The sequence below is a fragment of the Acidovorax sp. Root568 genome (assembly GCF_001427445.1).
GTDB classification, from domain to species: Bacteria; Pseudomonadota; Gammaproteobacteria; order Burkholderiales; family Burkholderiaceae_C; genus Acidovorax; species Acidovorax delafieldii.
Genome location: NZ_LMGP01000018.1, coordinates 588,577 through 606,498, shown reverse-complemented (window position 1 = coordinate 606,498; position 17,922 = coordinate 588,577). Strand labels below are relative to the sequence as shown.

Genomic DNA, 17,922 nt, shown 5'->3' with positions numbered 1-17,922 from the left:
CATTTGGCCGGGAACCGATTTCAGGGTAAAATCACCGGTTGCGGTCGGGGGCACCACCAAGAGCAATAACACACCCACTCCCCCGGCTTACCAACGACTACATCCTAAGAGATTGAAGTGATATGGCGATCGTTGTCAACAAACCCCTCCCTGAATTTGAAGCCAACGCAACCGGTGGTATCAAGGTCTCCAACACCTCCCACCTTGGCCAAATTCTGGTTCTCTACTTCTATCCCAAGGACAACACGCCGGGCTGCACCACGGAGGCCATGCAGTTTCGCGACAAGTACAAGGATTTCGTGAAAGCTGGCGCAGCCGTGTTCGGTGTCTCGCGCGACAACATGAAGTCGCACGACGACTTCAAGGAAAAGCTGGAACTGCCGTTCGAGCTGATCGCCGACACCGAAGAAAAGATGTGCCACATGTTCGGCGTGGTCAAGAACAAGATCATGTACGGCAAGAAGGTCAAGGGCATCGAGCGCAGCACCTTCCTGATCGGCCCCGATGGCCTGCTTGTGCAAGAGTGGCGCGGCCTCAAGGTACCAGGCCACGTGGACGAAGTCCTCAAGACCGTCAAATCCCTCAAGGCCCTGAAAAAGGCCGCCTGAGCAGAACCTGATCGCGTCAGCGCTGCTGCGACCGTTGCAATCCACCAAAGGGCACTGGAGCATCCACGCGACACACCGCCCGTTTTGCCCTGGCAAGACACATGGAGTGGGCATAATGGGTCAATGCCCCTGGTTCTTGCACCGTTAGCACCCATTCAAAAAGCCGCCTTGGCCTCCAGGCGGCTTTTTGCTTTCTGACCCCATCCGTTACCCCTTTACCGACCGAGGCCCTGCCACCATGCCCCTGCCCCCCGCCCCCAGCCGGCGCGCTGCACTCCTCGCGCCAGAAGCCTTTGAAGTCACGGCCCGCCCCCGCGTAGCCACCACCTCGGTCAACGAAGCCGTTGCCATGCCTCAGCGCGCCGCTGCAGCCCCAGCCCGCGCGGGACGCAAGGCAGACAGTGTGGCCTCGTCGCTGGCAGCGCCTGACACCGCTCCACTGCTACAAATCGAGACACGAACCCGGACAGCCGCCCCCTCTGCCGCTCCCGTGGCTCGCAGCACTGGCACGCGCAAGGCGCGCGGTACCGCCACTCCTCCTGCCGTCACCGCCAGCCCCGCGCCAGCCACCGCAACCACCACACGCAGCCGCAAGTCCGCATCGCACGGCCCGACCAAGCTCTTCGTGCTGGACACCAATGTGCTCCTGCATGACCCGACCAGCCTGTTCCGCTTTGAAGAGCACGACATCTTCCTGCCGATGATCGTGCTGGAAGAATTGGACGGCCACAAGAAGGGCATGACCGAAGTCGCGCGCAACGGCCGCCAAGCCAGCCGCACCCTGGATGCGCTGGCGGCCGCCCAGGGCGCCGACATGGCCAAGGGCCTCAAGCTCGACTCCACCGGCCAGCGCGCCGCAGGCGGCCACCTGTTCTTCCAGACCGTACCGCTGGATTACAGCCTGCCCACCAGCCTGCCCCCCGGCAAGGCCGACAACCAGATCCTGGGCGTGGTCGAAGCCCTGCGCAAGCTGCACGCCCCGCGCGAGGTGGTGCTGGTATCCAAGGACATCAACATGCGCGTCAAGGCGCGCGCCCTGGGCCTGAACGCCGAGGACTACCAGAACGACAAGACACTGGAAGACGGCGACCTGCTGTACGCCGGTGTGCTGGCCCTGCCCCCCGACTTCTGGGCCAAGAGCGGCAAGAACGTGGAAAGCTGGCAGAGCGGCGCCCACACCTACTACCGCATCGGCGGGCCCATCGTGCCGCAGCTGATGATCAACCAGTTTGTGTACTTCGAGGCCCCCGGCGAGCCCAGCCTGTTTGCGCGCGTGAGCGAGATCCGTGAAAAGACTGCGGTGCTGCAGACGCTCAAGGACTATGGCTCCACCAAGAATGCTGTGTGGGGCGTAACCACGCGCAACCGCGAGCAGAACTACGCCATGAATCTGCTCATGGACCCCGAGATCGACTTCGTGACCCTGACCGGCACTGCAGGCACCGGCAAGACCCTGCTGGCCCTGGCCGCGGGCCTCACTCAGGTGTTGGACGACCGCCGCTACACCGAGATCATCATGACCCGCGCCACCGTGAGCGTGGGAGAAGACATTGGCTTCCTGCCCGGCACCGAAGAAGAGAAGATGGGCCCCTGGATGGGCGCACTGGATGACAACCTGGAGTTTTTGGCCAAGGGCGATGGCGGCAACGCAGGCGAATGGGGCCGCGCGGCCACCAATGAGCTGATCCGCAGCCGCATCAAGATCAAGAGCATGAACTTCATGCGCGGGCGTACCTTCCTGAACAAGTACGTGATCATCGATGAGGCGCAGAATCTGACGCCCAAGCAGATGAAGACGCTGATCACCCGCGCAGGCCCCGGCACCAAGATCATCTGCATGGGCAACCTGGCGCAGATTGACACGCCGTACCTGACCGAAGGCTCCTCCGGCCTGACGTATGCGGTGGACCGCTTCAAGGGCTGGCCACACAGCGGGCACATCACCCTGGCGCGGGGCGAACGCTCACGCCTGGCGGACTTCGCCAGCGAGGTGCTCTGAGTTGGCGGCAAGCTGGGTTGCAGCACTGAAGCTGGTGCCCTGGGGCGACGTCATCGAGGCGACGCCCCAGATCCTGCAGGCGGCCAAGAAGCTGCTGGGCACCACCCAAAAAGGGAATGCCGAAGCGGCGACGGCTGCACTAGATGGTGCCGTTGGCGAGCCCGCCATTCCGGTGGCCTTGCAGCTTCAGCATCTGCGTGACCGCGTGGCGCAATTGGAGCGGGAGCAGCAGGAGTCCGCCATGCTGATCCAGTCCCTGGCCGAACAGCATGCCCAGGTGGTGCAAGCGGTGGAAGTGCAGCGCCGACGCCAGCAATGGCTCACCGTGGCGGTGAGCATGCTCGCAGTGGCTTGCGCCGGTTTGCTGGTGTGGGTACTAACTCAATAGTGCAATAGCGATACCGCGCATGCCGGGAGCCTGGAACCACGGGCACTGTACGGCATGGCACCAGAACTTGTTCGCTATAAATTCAATAGCTGCTAGCGCTTATAAAACCGGCGCTAACAGCTATTTTTATTAGAAATCGTCGCCGGAACCCATCGCCAGGTTCTCAAAGCGCGTCTGGTTCTTCTGGAAGAACAGCTTCACGGTTCCGGTGGGGCCGTTCCGCTGTTTGCCAATGATGACCTCGGCCACGTTGGGCTCTTTGGAGTCTTTGTTGTAGTAGTCGTCGCGGTAGATGAACATGATGATGTCCGCGTCCTGCTCGATGGCGCCCGATTCGCGCAGGTCGGACATCATGGGGCGCTTGTCGGTACGCTGCTCCACCGAGCGGTTGAGCTGAGACAGCGCGATCACCGGGCATTGCAGCTCCTTGGCCAGCATCTTGAGGCCCCGGGAAATTTCGCCCAGCTCCGTCGCCCGGTTGTCCGAGCCCGACGAACCCGAGCCGCTCATGAGCTGCAAGTAGTCCACCACGATCAGACCCAGCTTGCCGCACTGGCGCGCCAGACGGCGCGCGTTGGCACGCAGCTCGCTGGGCGTGAGGCCCGGGGTTTCGTCAATGTGCAGCGACACCGTGCGCAGCTTTTCGATGGCTTCGGTCAGGCGTGGCCATTCATCGTCGGTGAGCTTGCCGGTGCGCAGGTTGCCCTGGTTCACCCGGCCGATCGAGCCCACGATACGCACCGCCAATTGAGCGGCACCCATTTCCATCGAGAAGATGGCAACAGGCAAGCCCTCGTTGAGCGCCACGTGCTCAGCAATGTTCACCGCGAACGAGGTTTTGCCCATGGACGGGCGGGCTGCCAGCACCACCATGTCGCCCGCCTGCAAGCCGCTGGTCATGCGGTCCAGGTCGGCAAAGCCGGTGGGGACGCCCGTGACGTCCACAGGGTTGTCAGCCATCTCCTGCACGCGGTCGAGCAGGTCAATCACCAGCGTATCGAGCGACTGGAAGCCCTGCTTGGTGCGCGAACCCTCTTCGCCAATGGCAAAGATCTTGGCCTCGGCTTCGTCCAGAATGCGTTCCACCGTTTTACCCTGGGGGTTGAACGCGTTGGTCGAAATTTCATCGCTGGCCGTAACCAGCTTGCGCAGGATGGCGCGTTCGCGAACGATTTCGGCATAGCGCCGAATATTGCTGGCACTGGGTACGTATTGCGCCAGATTGTTCAGATAGGCCAGCCCGCCCATCTCCTGCGCCTTGCCTTGGTTCTGGAGGTGCTCGAACACCGTGATCACGTCGGCTGGCTTGCTGGCATTGATCAGCGCGCCAATGGCCGTGTAGATCATCTGGTGCTCGTGGCGATAGAAATGGCTTTCTACCAGCAGGTCGCCCACGCGGTCCCAGGCGTTGTTGTCCAGCAGCAGACCACCCAGCACACTGGACTCCGCCTCGATGGAGTGCGGTGGCACACGCAGCTGGGCAATTTCACGGTCCGGCACGGGCGTGAATCCATCATCAAGGGGTGGGAAAACGGCAGACATGGAATCCTTGGAGCTAACCCGGCATGCTATCGCCCACGCGGCGTGTCGTCATGGCACAAGTCTGTGGATAAGGCGGGGGTAACCCGTGGGCAACCGTGTAAAAACTACGGTCACACAAAGACAAAAGCCGCCCAAGGGCGGCTTTTTTGAGAGGTCCTGACGGACGATCAGGCGGTTTCGCCGTAGACCGACACGTTGACCTCCACGACCACGTCGGTGTGCAAAGCAACGCTCACAGCGCTGTCGCTCACGACCTTGATAGGGCCGTTGGGCAGGCGGATTTGCGACTTGGCAACCTTGTAGCCTTGCTTATTCAGCTCTTCGGCGATGTCATGGTTGGTCACGGAACCAAACAGACGGCCATCCACGCCAGCCTTTTGTGTCAGCTTGACAGTGGTACCGGCCAGCTTTTCACCTTGGGCCTGGGCTTCTGCCAGCTTGGCAGCAGCGGCCTTTTCGAGTTCAGCGCGCTTGGCTTCGAACTCTGCCTTGGCAGCTTCGGTGGCGCGACGTGCGCGGCCAGCGGGAATCAGAAAGTTGCGGGCGTAGCCGTCTTTGACCTTGACGATTTCACCGAGGTTGCCGAGGTTCACAACCTTGTCGAGCAGGATGATTTGCATGGGTTGTGCTCCTTAGATCTTGTGCTGGTCGCTGTAAGGCACCAGGGCCAGGAAGCGTGCGCGCTTGATGGCAGTGTTCAGCTGACGCTGGAAGATGGCGCGCGTGCCGGTCAGGCGTGCGGGGATGATCTTGCCGTTTTCGGCGATGAAATCGCGCAGCGTATCGACATCCTTGTAGTCGATTTCTTCAACACCGGTCACCGTGAAGCGGCAAAAGCGCTTGCGCTTGAACAGCAGGGACTGGGTGTTGCGCTTTGGGCGCTTGTCTTTGTTGAACTTCTTGAACGTGGCCATTGCGGACCCCTTGAAAATTAATTTTGTTGAATATCCTGGATGTGCAGCACTGCAATCTTGCCATTGCGCGGTGTGGCCAGAAATCCATGAAAAGTCCAAAGACTTCCGATGTTTTGCCTTGCCAGTCGCTCAGCCATCGCTCCAAAGGCGGTGGCTTTCAGGGCGGCCTTGACTTCGCGGGGATGGCCTGCCTCAGTTTGCTGGGACTCGTGTTCGAGGCGCAGCGTGAGGGCAGGCAGTCCGGCGGGCGTGTATCGCAGGGGCTCAGCCTCTGCGATACAGGCGGTCAAGACGACGCGGTTCTCCACTCCAAAGAGAGAAGAGGATCAGCGCTCGCCGGCCGCTGCGTATTCAGCTTGGCTGGCCTTGCGGGCTTCTTCGCGCTCGACGGTCTTCATCATGGAGGAAGGACCGGTTTCAGCCTTCTTCTTTTGCACGGTCAGGTGGCGCAGCACGGCGTCGTTGAACTTGAAGGCGTGCTCCAGTTCAGCCATCACAGCCTGGTCGGCTTCGATGTTCACGCACAGGTAGTGGGCCTTGGCCAGCTTGTTGATCAGGTACGCCAGTTGACGACGGCCCCAGTCTTCCACGCGGTGCACCTTGCCACCGCCAGCGGTGATCATGCCCTTGTAGCGCTCCAGCATGGCTGGAACTTGTTCGCTTTGATCCGGATGGATCAACAAAATGATTTCGTAATGACGCATGCAGACTCCTTTTGGGTGAGACCACCCACCGCGTCTAGAAGTGGTGTGGCAAGGGAAAGCCTGCGATTATAACCCGACCGCTTGCGCTTGTACACTCTGCTGCCCCGCTGCCGCCATCGTCCACCCCCCATTTGTCCAGCCATGGAAGGTGCGGCCCTTGCAAAAACGGCGGTTGGGCCGACATGCCTTAGAACCACTTGCGCCAACCCGGGGCCGTCGTAACGACAAATCCCTGGCGCAGACCTTGATATTTCCCGGCAAGCCCCCAGATGCCGCGCGTACTGCTTTTTTACCTCTTCAAATCCTGACATGTCAGACCACAGCCAAACCAACCCCTCCCCAAGCGCCCCCGCCCCCGAAGAAGTCGAAGCCGCCATGGCCGCCCACGCCTCCGATGAGCTGGCACGCCTGCAGGGCGAGCTGGCCGAGCTGAAGGCCAAAAGTGCCGATCTGGCGGACCAGTTCCTGCGCGCCAAGGCCGAGGCGGAGAACGCCCGCCGCCGCGCTGAAGAGGAAGTGTCCAAGGCCCGCAAGTTCGGCATCGAGAGTTTTGCCGAGAGCCTGCTGCCCGTGGCCGACAGCCTGGACGCGGCCCTGGCCATCAAGGAGGCCACGCCCCAGCAGCTGCGCGAAGGCGCCGACGCCACCTTGCGCCAGTTGACGTCTGCGCTGGAGCGCAACAAGGTGGTGGCCATCAACCCGGCCGCAGGCGCCAAGTTCGACCCCCACCAGCACCAGGCCATCAGCGTGGTGCCCGCGGAGCAAGAAGCCAACACGGTGGTGGCTGTGCTGCAAAAGGGCTACGTGATCGCGGAGCGCGTGTTGCGCCCGGCGTTGGTCACCGTGACTGCGCCCAAGTAAGCCTCAAAAAAATCGACCTGGAAGACTTGAAGCAAACCAAGTTATCCACAAGTTACTAGCCATCCAAACCATTCAAGCATTCGGAGAAAAATCATGGGAAGAATCATCGGCATTGACCTGGGCACCACCAACAGCTGCGTTTCCATCATGGAGGGCAACACGACCCGCGTGATTGAAAACAGCGAAGGTGCACGCACCACGCCCTCCATCGTGGCCTACCAGGAAGACGGCGAGATCCTCGTCGGCGCCTCGGCCAAGCGCCAGGCCGTGACCAACCCCAAGAACACGCTGTACGCCGTCAAGCGCCTGATCGGCCGCAAGTTCACCGAAAAAGAAGTGCAAAAGGACATCGACCTGATGCCCTACAAGATCGTGGCTGCCGACAACGGCGACGCCTGGATCGAAGTGCGTGGCAACAAGCTGTCGGCCCAGCAGGTGTCCGCAGACATCCTGCGCAAGATGAAGAAAACGGCTGAAGACTACCTGGGCGAGCCCGTGACGGAAGCCGTCATCACCGTGCCCGCTTACTTCAACGACGCCCAGCGCCAAGCTACCAAGGACGCTGGCCGCATCGCTGGCCTTGATGTCAAGCGCATCATCAACGAGCCCACCGCTGCAGCCTTGGCCTTTGGCCTCGACAAGCAGGAAAAGGGCGACCGCAAGATTGCCGTGTATGACCTGGGTGGCGGCACGTTCGACGTGTCCATCATCGAAATCGCCGACGTGGATGGCGAAAAGCAGTTCGAAGTGCTGTCGACCAATGGTGACACCTTCCTGGGCGGCGAGGACTTCGACCAACGCATCATCGACTTCATCATCGGCGAGTTCAAGAAGGAACAAGGCGTGGACCTGTCCAAGGACGTCCTGGCCCTGCAACGCCTGAAGGAAGCCGCCGAAAAGGCCAAGATCGAGTTGTCGAATTCGGCAGCGACCGACATCAACCTGCCCTACATCACGGCCGACGCCTCGGGCCCCAAGCACCTGAACATCAAGCTGACCCGCTCCAAGCTGGAACAACTGGTGGAAGAGCTGATCGAGCGCACCATCGCTCCTTGCCGCATGGCGATCAAGGACGCGGGCGTGTCGGTGTCCGACATCCATGACGTGATTCTGGTCGGTGGCATGACCCGCATGCCTAAGGTGCAGGAGAAGGTCAAGGAATTCTTCGGCAAGGACCCCCGCAAGGATGTGAACCCTGACGAAGCCGTGGCCGTGGGCGCCGCCATCCAGGGCCAAGTGCTGTCGGGCGACCGCAAGGACGTGCTGCTGCTGGACGTGACCCCCCTGTCGCTGGGTATCGAAACCCTGGGCGGTGTGATGACCAAGATGATCACCAAGAACACGACCATCCCGACGAAATTCGCTCAGACCTTCTCGACGGCCGACGACAACCAGCCTGCCGTGACCATCAAGGTCTACCAGGGCGAGCGCGAAATGGCCACCGGCAACAAGCTGCTGGGCGAGTTCAACCTCGAAGGCATTCCGCCCGCAGCCCGTGGTGTTCCGCAGATCGAAGTGTCGTTCGACATTGACGCCAACGGCATCTTGCACGTGGGCGCCAAGGACAAGGGCACCGGCAAGGAAAACAAGATCACCATCAAGGCCAACTCGGGCCTGTCGGAAGAAGAAATCCAGAAGATGGTGAAGGACGCCGAGCTGAACGCTGCGGACGACAAGAAGAAGCTGGAACTGGTGCAGGCCCGCAACCAGGGTGAAGCCGCTGTGCACAGCGTCAACAAGAGCCTGGCCGAACACGGCGACAAGCTCGACGCAGGTGAAAAGGACGCAATCGCTGCAGCCGTGAAGGCCCTCGAAGAAGCCCTCAAGGGTGAAGACAAGGCCGCGATTGACGAAAAGACGACCGCGCTGATGGCCGCCAGCCAGAAGCTGGGCGAGAAGATGTACGCCGAATCGCAGGCAGCGCAAGCCGCCCAGGCGGCCGGTGGTGCAGACGCCGCAGGCGCATCGGCCGGTGCAGCCAACAAGCCCACAGACGACGACAACGTCGTTGATGCCGAGGTGAAGGAAGTCAAGAAGGGCTGAACGAGCCCCCGTTGACCCGAGCCGCCGCGCAATGCTCGTCAGGGGCTGCGCGGCGTTCCTGTTCCAACCGGGTTCTGAATCACTATGTCCAAACGAGACTTTTACGAAATCCTGGGCGTTCCGAAGAACGCCTCGGACGAAGAAATCAAAAAGGCCTATCGCAAGCTGGCGATGAAGCACCATCCTGACCGCAATCAGGGGGATGCAGCCAAGCCTGCCGAGGAGAAGTTCAAGGAGGCCAAAGAGGCCTACGAGATGCTCTCGGACCCCCAAAAGCGTGCGGCCTATGACCAGTATGGCCATGCGGGGGTAGACCCCAACATGCGCGGCCCTGGTGGCGCGGGAGCGGAAGGATTTGGCGGTTTTGCGGAAGCCTTCGGCGACATCTTTGGCGACATGTTCGGCCAACAAGGCGGGCGCGGACGCGGCGCCGGTGGACGCCAGGTCTACCGTGGCAGTGACCTCAGCTATGCCATGGAGATCACGCTCGAAGAAGCAGCTCGCGGCAAAGACGCGCAGATTCGCATCCCGTCCTGGGACACCTGCGACACCTGCCATGGCAGCGGCGCCAAACCCGGCACCAGCGCCAAGACCTGCGGCACCTGCCAGGGCGCGGGCACTGTGCAAATGCGCCAGGGCTTCTTCAGCGTGCAACAGACCTGCCCCCACTGCCGTGGCACGGGCAAGATCATTCCTGAGCCTTGCACCACCTGCCATGGCCAAGGCAAGCTCAAGAAGCAGAAGACGCTGGAAGTGAAGATTCCTGCTGGCATCGACGATGGCATGCGCATCCGCTCCACCGGCAACGGCGAGCCGGGCACCAACGGCGGCCCGCCGGGCGACCTGTACATCGAGATCCGCCTGAAGAAACACGACATCTTCGAGCGCGACGGCGACGACCTGCACTGCCAGGTACCGGTGAGCTTCATCACGGCGGCGCTGGGTGGCGAGATCGAGGTGCCCACCCTGCAAGGCAAGGCGGCCATCGACATCCCCGAAGGCACCCAGGCCGGCAAGCAGTTCCGCCTGCGCGGCAAGGGCATCAAGGGTGTGCGCGCCAGCTACCCGGGTGACCTGTACTGCCACATCGCGGTCGAGACACCCGTCAAGCTCACCGAACACCAGCGCAAGCTGCTGCGCGAGCTGGAAGACTCCCTCAAGAAGGGCGGCGCACGCCATTCGCCCAGCGGCGAGAGCTGGACGGACCGGCTGAAGAACTTCTTCAGCTGATCACGCGCGGGTTTCCCGCCAAAAACCGCCTGCAGCCCCAAAGCCGCAGGCGGTTTTTTCTTGATGCAAGGCAAGAAACCCCCTGGCAACGTCCGCAGGCGCAATCCGACCAGTAGGATGGTCATCATCGATGATCACCCGGGAGTCTGGACACATGAACGTCAACATCACTTTCCTGGGGGGCTCCGGCACCGTCACCGGCTCCAAGTACCTGGTGCGTTACAACGGCAAGAGCCTGCTGGTCGATTGCGGCCTGTTCCAGGGCTACAAGCAGTTGCGCCTGCGCAATTGGCAGCCCCTGCCCGTCACGCCTCAACAGATCGACGCCGTGGTGCTGACCCATGCCCACCTGGACCACAGCGGCTACCTGCCGCTGCTGGCGCGCGACGGCTACACCCACGCCATCCACTGCACCCCGGGCACACGTGACCTGTGCACCATCCTGCTGCCCGACAGCGGGCACCTGCAGGAGGAGGACGCCGCCTTCCTCAACCGCCACCAGCTCAGCAGCCACAGCCCCGCTCTGCCCCTGTATACCCGGCTCGACGCGCTGCACTGCCTCAAACAGTTTCAGATCCATGCCTTCCACAAGGCGTTCGAGCCCCTGCCCGGCTGGCGCGCGACCCTTTCGCCCGCAGGCCACATCCTGGGTGCGGCCAGCGTGCTGCTGGAGGTGGGCGGCAGGCGAATCCTGTTCTCTGGCGACCTGGGCCGGCCGGACGACTTGCTGATGAATCCACCGGACGCCCCACCCCAGGCGGACACCGTGCTCATCGAATCCACCTATGGCGACCGGGAGCACCCGCCCGAAGGTCTGCTCGACGAACTGGGCCCCGCCCTACAGCGCCTGGCCGCACGCGGGGGCATCGCCGTGGTGCCCGTCTTCGCCGTGGGCCGTGCACAGGTCGTGCTGCACGCCATCGGGTTGCTGAAGGCGCAGGGTGTGGTGCCAGCATCGCTCAAGGTATTCCTCGACAGCCCCATGGCCGTGAGCACCACCGGACTGTTCCAGCACCACATGCAGGAACACCGCCTGAGCGGCCGCGAGGTGCAGGCGCTAGAGCATGGCGCCACCATGGTCCAGACACCCGAGCAATCCAAAGGACTGGCCAAACTGCATGGTCCCATGGTCATCCTGTCAGCCAGTGGCATGGCTACCGGGGGCCGCGTGCTGCACCACCTGGCACTGCACGCTGGCGATCACCGCAACATGATCATTCTGACCGGGCACCAGGCGCCGGGCACACGCGGCGCGCGGCTGGCTGAGGGCGAAAAGACCATCCGCATTCACGGCCAGGACGTGGCCGTGCGCGCCGAAGTGGTCAAGCTGTCTTCCGCATCGGCCCACGCCGACGGCAACCAGCTCATCGCCTGGCTGCGCAGCATGGGCCACGCGCCCGACCAGGTGTATGTGGTGCATGGCGAAATGGGCGCCGCCGACCTGCTGCGCCAGCGCATTGAACACGAATTGCGCTGGCGGGCCTCAGTGCCAGAGCACGGCAGCACCTGCGCGGCCTGAGCCTCGGTCTCTTTCTGCACTCCAAGAGAGCCTCTCTCGCGCAGAAGGGCATCGCAGCCATCGCGTATCGCGATGACAAACTATCAACAATGGGGAGAAAATATGAAACCTTCTCTTTCTGAGAAGCCAAAACCCCATGAAAAGCTCCGAGCGCAGTTTTGCGCGCCGTATTGACCTCACCTCGCTGCAATTGTTCGTGGCGGTGTGCGAGTTGGGCAGCATCGGCCGCGCCGCCGAGCGCGAATTCATTGCAGCATCGGCGGTCAGCAAGCGCCTGTCGGACCTGGAAACGGCTGTAGACACCGCCCTGCTCTACCGCCACAGCCGGGGTGTGACGCTCACGCCCGCTGGTGAGAGCCTGCTGCACCATGCGCGCACCGTGCTGTTTGGCCTGGAGCGCATGCAGGGCGAACTGAGTGAATATGCCGACGGCGTTCGCGGCCATGTCCGCATGCACGCCAACATCTCGGCCATCTTCCAGTTTCTGCCCGAAGACCTGGGCGCCTTCGCGCGCGAGCACAGCCAGATCAAGATCGACCTGCAGGAGCACCTCTCCAGCGATGTGCTGCACGCCGTGCAAGAAGGAGCCGCCGACCTGGGCATCTGCAACATCGGCATGGCGAACGGCGGCGGCGTCCTGGAGCTGCAGAGCCGCCCCTACCGCGCCGACAATTTGGTGCTGGTTGTGCCCCGAGCGCATGATTTATCTGCGCTGAATGCTATTAATTTTGAAGAAGTCCTGGACTGGGACATTGTGGGCCTGCACGCCAACAGCAGCATCAGCCTGGCCATGCGCGCAGCCGCTGCCGCCGCCGGGCGCCCCCTGCGCCAGCGCATCCAGGTCACAGGGCTCGACGCCATGTGCCGCATGATCGACAACGGCCTGGGCGTGGGCCTGCTGCCCGACCGGGCGTTTGCGCTGATGCGCGGCGTGGGCAACCTGCAAGCCATTCCGCTGAGCGATGCCTGGGCCCACCGCGAACTGCGCGTGGTAGCCCGCGACTTTGATGCCCTGTCCATCACGGCGCGTTTGCTGGTGGAACACCTCTCACCCCGGGCAGAACCCGCCCCGGCGCAACCGGCCCCCGACACTAAAATCCAATCACCCACCTGAAAGCAGAAAGAAAGCCACGCCATGGGACGCACCCTGTACGACAAGATCTGGGACGAGCATGTCGTCCACACCGAAGAGGACGGCACCTCCATCCTCTACATCGACCGCCATCTGGTGCATGAAGTCACCAGCCCTCAGGCATTCGAAGGTCTGCGCGAGGCGGGCCGCAAGGTCTGGCGCATGAGTTCCATCGTGGCCACGGCCGACCACAACACGCCCACCACGGGCTGGGAAAACGGCTACGACGGCATCACCGATCCGATCAGCAAAGAACAGATCACCACGCTGAACGACAACATCGCGCAGATCACACCCGCCGCGTTCTTCCCGTTCATGCACAAGCGCCAGGGCATCGTGCACGTCATTGGCCCTGAAAACGGTGCCACCCTGCCCGGCATGACCGTGGTCTGCGGCGACAGCCACACCAGCACCCACGGCGCGTTTGGCGCACTGGCCCACGGCATCGGCACCTCCGAGGTCGAGCACGTGATGGCCACGCAGACCCTGCTGGCCAAAAAGGCCAAGAACATGCTGGTGCAGGTGGACGGCACGCTGGCCAAAGGCGTGACCCCCAAGGACGTGGTGCTGGCCATCATCGGCAAGATCGGCACGGCCGGCGGAACGGGCTACACCATTGAATTTGCAGGTTCCGTCTTCCGCGCCATGAGCATGGAAGGCCGCATGACCGTGTGCAACATGGCCATCGAAGGCGGCGCGCGCGCGGGTCTGGTGGCGGTGGACGACAAAACCATTGAATACGTCAAGGGCCGCCCCCTGTCGCCCACGGGCGTGGAATGGGACCAGGCCGTTGCGTACTGGAGGACGCTGCACTCCGACGCCGACGCAAAGTTCGACACCGTGGTCAAGCTTGATGCGGCCGACATCGTGCCGCAGGTCACCTGGGGCACCAGCCCCGAGATGGTGCTGGGCGTGGACGCCCGCGTGCCCGACCCGGACAAGGAAAAGGACACCAACAAGCGTGGCGCCATCGAGCGCGCGCTGACCTACATGGGCCTGCAGCCCGGCAAGCCGATCAATGACATCACGATCGACAAGGTGTTCATCGGCAGCTGCACCAACAGCCGCATCGAAGACATGCGCGAAGCCGCTGCCGTGGTGAAGAACCTGGGTCGCAAGGTGGCCAGCAATGTGAAGCTGGCCATGGTGGTGCCCGGCTCGGGGCTGGTCAAGGAGCAGGCCGAGCGCGAGGGCCTGGACAAGATTTTTGTGGCCGCAGGCTTTGAGTGGCGCGAGCCCGGTTGCAGCATGTGCCTGGCCATGAACGCCGACCGGCTGGAGCCTGGCGAGCGCTGCGCATCCACCAGCAACCGCAACTTTGAAGGCCGCCAGGGTGCTGGCGGCCGCACGCACCTGGTGAGCCCGGCCATGGCCGCAGCCGCTGCCGTGCACGGCCACTTTGTGGACATCCGCCAGTTCACCTGAGCTGATCATTCATCCCATCATCCGCCCGTTGTCCTCTCTACTGCCCCAACTGCCTGAAGGAGCCTTGTCATGAAAAAGACCGCCACCCTCATCGCCCTGTCCCTGGCCTTTGTGCTGGCTGGCTGCAACACCGTCAAGGGTGTGGGCCAGGACATTGGCAAAGCCGGCAGCGCCATCGAGCGGGCCGCCAAGTAACTGATACCGCCATGCAAAAATTCACCTTGCTCAAGGGCCTTGTAGCCCCCATGGATCGCGAGAACGTCGATACCGACGCCATCATCCCCAAGCAGTTCCTCAAGTCGATCAAGAAGACCGGCTTTGGCGTGAACCTGTTTGACGAATGGCGTTACCTGGACCACGGCGAGCCCGGCCAGGACCCCGCCAGTCGCAAGCCCAATCCCGACTTCGTGCTAAACCAGCCGCGTTACCAAGGCGTCAGCATCCTGATAGCACGCAAGAATTTCGGGTGTGGTTCCAGCCGCGAGCACGCGCCGTGGGCCTTGGATCAGTTCGGCTTCCGCGCCATCATCGCGCCCAGCTTTGCCGACATCTTCTTCAACAACTGCTTCAAGAACGGCCTGCTGCCCATCGTGCTGCCCGAGGCCACGGTGGCCCAGCTGTTCGATGAAGTGCTGGCCTTCCCCGGCTACCAGCTCACCATCGACCTGGAGCGCCAGGTCATCGTGCGCCCCCAGGGCGAAGAGATCCCGTTCGACGTGCAGGCCTTCCGCAAGTACTGCCTGCTCAACGGTTTTGACGACATTGGCCTGACCCTGCGCCAGTCGGACAAGATCAAGGCCTTTGAAGCCCAGCGTCTTGCCACCAAGCCCTGGCTGGCACACACCATGGTGTCGTAACTCAAAAATTCAGCCCAATCGGCCGCAAGCGCTACATCCATATGCGCTAGCAGCTATCAAAAACAAAGCAAAATCAATGAAAATCGCAGTTCTGCCGGGTGACGGCATCGGTACCGAAATCGTCGCCGAGGCCGTCAAGGTCCTCAACGCACTCGATCTGAAGTTCGAGATGGAATCGGCCCTGGTCGGCGGCGCCGCCTACGAGGCCCACGGCCACCCGCTGCCCGAGTCCACCCTCAAGCTCGCCAAGGAAGCCGACGCCATTCTGTTCGGCGCCGTGGGCGACTGGAAATACGACAAGCTCGACCGGCCCCTGCGCCCCGAACAAGCCATCCTGGGCCTGCGCAAGAACCTGGGCCTGTTCGCCAATTTCCGCCCCGCCATCTGCTACGAGCAGCTGGTGGGTGCATCGAGCCTCAAGCCCGAGCTGATTGCCGGCCTCGATATCCTCATCATCCGCGAGCTGACGGGCGACATCTACTTCGGCCAGCCCCGCGGCCGTCGCACGGCAGTGGACGGCCACTTCCCCGGTGCCGAAGAAGCCTTCGACACCATGCGCTATAGCCGCCCCGAGATCGAGCGCATCGCCCACGTCGCCTTCCAGGCCGCCCGCAAGCGCAGCAAGAAGGTCACCAGCGTGGACAAGGCCAACGTGCTCGAAACCTTCCAGTTCTGGAAGGACGTCATGACCGAGGTGGGCCAGCAGTACCCCGACGTGGAACTCCAGCACATGTACGTGGACAACGCGGCCATGCAACTGGTCAAGGCCCCCAAGGCGTTTGACGTGGTGGTGACCGGCAACATGTTTGGCGACATCCTGTCGGACGAAGCCTCCATGCTGACTGGCTCCATCGGCATGCTGCCCTCGGCCAGCCTGAACAGCAGCAACCAGGGCCTGTACGAGCCCAGCCACGGCAGCGCCCCCGACATCGCCGGCAAGGGCGTGGCCAACCCGCTGGCCACCATCCTCTCGGCAGCGATGATGCTGCGCTTCAGCCTGAACCAGGAAGCCGCCGCCCAGCGCATCGAAGCCGCCGTGCAGAAGGTGCTGGCCCAGGGCCTGCGCACGCCCGACATCTACAGCGAAGGCACCACCAAGGTCGGCACGGCGCAGATGGGCGACGCGGTGGTGAAGGCGCTACAGGCGTAAATCACCCCAGCCGTCCGAGCTGCCCAGAGCGGCGGCGCGCGGCATCCGCAAAAGGCGATCCTCTGTGATCGCCTTTTTTATGGGCGCGGACCGACTCGCACACCCATCCAGCCCGCCAGGGGCACCGTTGCCGAGCAGACCATGGCGTGCTCGCAACGTTGCAAGCCCCGTGCAAGCCGCGATCTATTACAATCATGCCCATGTTTGCCGCCCGCCCGTTCGACCTGAACACCGCTACTGCCGCCCTGGCAGGCGTGGCTGTGCGCGCAATCACCACCAAAACCACGACCATTATTAAGGGCTGATCCAGCTCCGGTACCGTCGTGCGCCCTCTCCCGGCCAGACGAGCCGGGGCAAACAGTCTGGTCTGGCACTGTTTCTTAATCTGAAAAGGGGCGTTGAAATGAGCAAGTTGGTAGGTTTGGTCGGCTGGCGCGGCATGGTCGGCTCGGTGTTGATGGACCGCATGGTCGAGGAAAAAGACTTCGACCTTATTGAGCCATTGTTCTTCTCCACATCCAATGCCGGCGGCAAGGCCCCTGCGCAGGCCAAGAACGAAACCACACTGCAAGACGCCTTCAACATCGACGCCTTGAAGCGCTGCGACATCATCGTCACAGCCCAAGGCGGCGACTACACCACCGAAGTCTTCCCCAAGCTGCGCGCCGCAGGCTGGAACGGCCACTGGATCGATGCTGCTTCGACCCTGCGCATGGAAAAAGACGCGGTCATCATCCTGGACCCGGTGAACATGCCCGTCATCAAGGACGCGCTGGCCAACGGCGGCAAGAACTGGGTGGGCGGCAACTGCACCGTGAGCTGCATGCTGATGGGCGTGGGCGCACTGTACAAGGCCGGGCTGGTCGAGTGGATGAGCACCCAGACCTACCAGGCGGCATCGGGCGGCGGCGCGCAGCACATGCGCGAACTGCTCACGCAATACGGCACGCTCAACGCCGAAGTGAAGGCCCTGCTCGACGACCCCAAGAGCGCCATCCTGGAAATCGACCGCAAGGTCATCGCCAAGCAGCGCGCACTGACCGGTGCAGAAACCGCCAACTTTGGCGTGCCGCTGGGTGGCTCGCTGATCCCCTGGATCGACAAGGACCTAGGCAACGGCCAGTCCAAGGAAGAGTGGAAGGGCATGGCCGAAACCAACAAGATTCTGGGCCTGGGCGAAGGCTTTGACTCCGCAGCCATTCCAGTCGACGGATTCTGCGTGCGCGTGGGCGCCATGCGCTGCCACAGCCAGGCCCTGACCTTCAAGCTCAAGAAGGACGTGCCCGTGGCCGACCTCGAAGCCATGATCGCCGCCGACAACGAGTGGGTGAAGGTGGTACCCAACACCCGCGAAGCCACCATCAAGGACCTGACACCCGTCGCCGTGACGGGCACCATGACCATCCCCGTGGGCCGCATCCGCAAGCTGGCCATGGGCCCCGAGTATGTCGGCGCCTTCACCATCGGCGACCAGCTCCTCTGGGGCGCCGCCGAGCCACTGCGTCGCATGCTGCGCATCTTGCTCAACGCCTGATCGTCTCACCTCATAA

At 62.6% G+C, this 17,922-nt stretch carries 18 protein-coding genes; 13 read left to right on the top strand and 5 right to left on the bottom strand.

Going from position 1 to position 17,922, the window contains the following annotated elements:
* The first annotated feature begins 122 nt into the window (after window positions 1-122).
* The 3 genes from ASD75_RS20565 to ASD75_RS20555 all read left to right on the top strand — a co-directional run bounded on the left by ASD75_RS20565 (window position 123) and on the right by ASD75_RS20555 (window position 2,995).
* Window positions 123-608, top strand: coding sequence for a peroxiredoxin (locus tag ASD75_RS20565; protein ID WP_015013251.1), 486 nt, complete (start codon window positions 123-125; stop codon window positions 606-608).
* Window positions 609-846: 238 nt separating this feature from the next.
* Window positions 847-2,607: a PhoH family protein gene (locus ASD75_RS20560; RefSeq protein ID WP_056747770.1), complete on the top strand. Its 1,761-nt coding sequence runs from the start codon at window positions 847-849 to the stop codon at window positions 2,605-2,607.
* A 1-nt stretch (window position 2,608) separates the two neighbouring features.
* On the top strand, window positions 2,609-2,995 hold the full coding sequence (locus ASD75_RS20555) for a hypothetical protein (RefSeq protein WP_056747657.1): 387 nt from the start codon (window positions 2,609-2,611) through the stop codon (window positions 2,993-2,995).
* A 129-nt stretch (window positions 2,996-3,124) separates the two neighbouring features.
* On the opposite strand, the gene dnaB is transcribed toward ASD75_RS20555, so the two are convergent.
* From dnaB to rpsF, 5 genes are all read right to left on the bottom strand, one after another.
* Entirely contained in the window at window positions 3,125-4,537 is a 1,413-nt protein-coding gene (gene dnaB / locus ASD75_RS20550; RefSeq protein WP_056061481.1) for a replicative DNA helicase, read from the bottom strand.
* Window positions 4,538-4,704: 167 nt separating this feature from the next.
* Window positions 4,705-5,157, bottom strand: coding sequence for a 50S ribosomal protein L9 (rplI, locus tag ASD75_RS20545; RefSeq protein WP_015013247.1), 453 nt, complete (start codon window positions 5,155-5,157; stop codon window positions 4,705-4,707).
* 12 nt (window positions 5,158-5,169) lie between these two features.
* Window positions 5,170-5,451, bottom strand: coding sequence for a 30S ribosomal protein S18 (gene rpsR / locus ASD75_RS20540; RefSeq protein ID WP_005795932.1), 282 nt, complete (start codon window positions 5,449-5,451; stop codon window positions 5,170-5,172).
* Between the two features lie 17 nt (window positions 5,452-5,468).
* The gene (priB, locus tag ASD75_RS20535) at window positions 5,469-5,759 is read right to left on the bottom strand and encodes a primosomal replication protein N (protein WP_056747653.1); all 291 of its coding nucleotides are present in this window, start codon (window positions 5,757-5,759) and stop codon (window positions 5,469-5,471) included.
* 18 nt (window positions 5,760-5,777) lie between these two features.
* Complete coding sequence (rpsF, locus tag ASD75_RS20530; RefSeq protein WP_015013245.1) at window positions 5,778-6,155, bottom strand: 30S ribosomal protein S6; 378 nt, start codon at window positions 6,153-6,155, stop codon at window positions 5,778-5,780.
* Between the two features lie 309 nt (window positions 6,156-6,464).
* Between rpsF and grpE the strand changes: the two genes are divergently transcribed.
* The 10 genes from grpE (at window position 6,465) to asd (ending at window position 17,906) form a co-directional block, all read left to right on the top strand.
* Window positions 6,465-7,016, top strand: coding sequence for a nucleotide exchange factor GrpE (grpE, locus tag ASD75_RS20525; RefSeq protein WP_056747651.1), 552 nt, complete (start codon window positions 6,465-6,467; stop codon window positions 7,014-7,016).
* Between the two features lie 93 nt (window positions 7,017-7,109).
* Window positions 7,110-9,059 carry a molecular chaperone DnaK gene (gene dnaK, locus ASD75_RS20520; RefSeq protein WP_056747649.1) on the top strand — a complete coding sequence of 650 codons (1,950 nt, stop codon included), beginning with the start codon at window positions 7,110-7,112 and terminating at the stop codon, window positions 9,057-9,059.
* A gap of 84 nt (window positions 9,060-9,143) precedes the next feature.
* On the top strand, window positions 9,144-10,289 hold the full coding sequence (gene dnaJ / locus ASD75_RS20515) for a molecular chaperone DnaJ (protein WP_056061470.1): 1,146 nt from the start codon (window positions 9,144-9,146) through the stop codon (window positions 10,287-10,289).
* A 154-nt stretch (window positions 10,290-10,443) separates the two neighbouring features.
* Window positions 10,444-11,808: an MBL fold metallo-hydrolase gene (locus ASD75_RS20510; RefSeq protein WP_056747647.1), complete on the top strand. Its 1,365-nt coding sequence runs from the start codon at window positions 10,444-10,446 to the stop codon at window positions 11,806-11,808.
* Window positions 11,809-11,944: 136 nt separating this feature from the next.
* Window positions 11,945-12,922, top strand: a complete 978-nt coding sequence (locus ASD75_RS20505; RefSeq protein WP_056747645.1) for a LysR family transcriptional regulator — start codon at window positions 11,945-11,947, stop codon at window positions 12,920-12,922.
* A gap of 21 nt (window positions 12,923-12,943) precedes the next feature.
* Window positions 12,944-14,365: a 3-isopropylmalate dehydratase large subunit gene (leuC, locus tag ASD75_RS20500; RefSeq protein ID WP_056061462.1), complete on the top strand. Its 1,422-nt coding sequence runs from the start codon at window positions 12,944-12,946 to the stop codon at window positions 14,363-14,365.
* A 69-nt stretch (window positions 14,366-14,434) separates the two neighbouring features.
* Complete coding sequence (locus ASD75_RS20495; RefSeq protein WP_005795904.1) at window positions 14,435-14,560, top strand: entericidin A/B family lipoprotein; 126 nt, start codon at window positions 14,435-14,437, stop codon at window positions 14,558-14,560.
* 11 nt (window positions 14,561-14,571) lie between these two features.
* Window positions 14,572-15,222: a 3-isopropylmalate dehydratase small subunit gene (gene leuD / locus ASD75_RS20490; RefSeq protein WP_056747643.1), complete on the top strand. Its 651-nt coding sequence runs from the start codon at window positions 14,572-14,574 to the stop codon at window positions 15,220-15,222.
* A 76-nt stretch (window positions 15,223-15,298) separates the two neighbouring features.
* Window positions 15,299-16,372, top strand: coding sequence for a 3-isopropylmalate dehydrogenase (gene leuB, locus ASD75_RS20485; RefSeq protein ID WP_056747641.1), 1,074 nt, complete (start codon window positions 15,299-15,301; stop codon window positions 16,370-16,372).
* 403 nt (window positions 16,373-16,775) lie between these two features.
* Window positions 16,776-17,906: an aspartate-semialdehyde dehydrogenase gene (asd, locus tag ASD75_RS20480; protein ID WP_056747639.1), complete on the top strand. Its 1,131-nt coding sequence runs from the start codon at window positions 16,776-16,778 to the stop codon at window positions 17,904-17,906.
* Window positions 17,907-17,922 lie beyond the last annotated feature (16 nt).